1 protein-coding gene is annotated in these 435 nt (G+C 46.9%); it reads right to left on the bottom strand.

Translation table 11 applies throughout. The features are described 5' to 3' along the window. Window positions 1–415, bottom strand: a 415-nt coding sequence (locus tag GFC01_RS18300; protein ID WP_207707659.1) for a hypothetical protein, incomplete at its 3' end; no start/stop codon positions are given. Window positions 416–435: the final 20 nt, after the last annotated feature.

The following is a 435-nucleotide window of genomic DNA, read 5'->3' as shown; positions in this document are numbered from 1 at the left end:
CCACAAATTCCACTAAATCGTTCGATACGAAAACTAGTGCATTCAGCGGCAGACCAATCCACAGTCCGATTCGGAACAATATTTTCCGGAGAGATTGTCCGCGTTCATTTGCATAAAATACACCGGCTCTCATCATCCGCACACCCAATAAAAACAGAAATGTGTTCATTGGAATGATAAAGACCGCTTCTTCTCGATACATGAAGAAGTATTGTAACCGTTCTTGAATCTGCGAGATCCATGTCTCTGGCAGCTGCTCTTCCAGCGCCGGTTCACCGCTTTGATCATCAGTCGCTGACTCCATTTCAGAGAGGGAGTACAGCATCAGACATGACATCACGAGCAGATGAATCACACCTGAGAAAATCATGCCCTTTTTGATGCGCCTGCTTCCTCCCCGTACAATGTAAGCCACAAGCAGCCCCGTAACGGCAT

Origin of the sequence: Desulfofundulus thermobenzoicus, from assembly GCF_009428905.1 — a bacterium.
Lineage (GTDB): Bacteria > Bacillota > Desulfotomaculia > Desulfotomaculales > Desulfovirgulaceae > Desulfofundulus_A > Desulfofundulus_A thermobenzoicus.
Note: the sequence above shows the minus strand (reverse complement) of the source record. Positions and strands in the feature narration are given on the sequence as shown.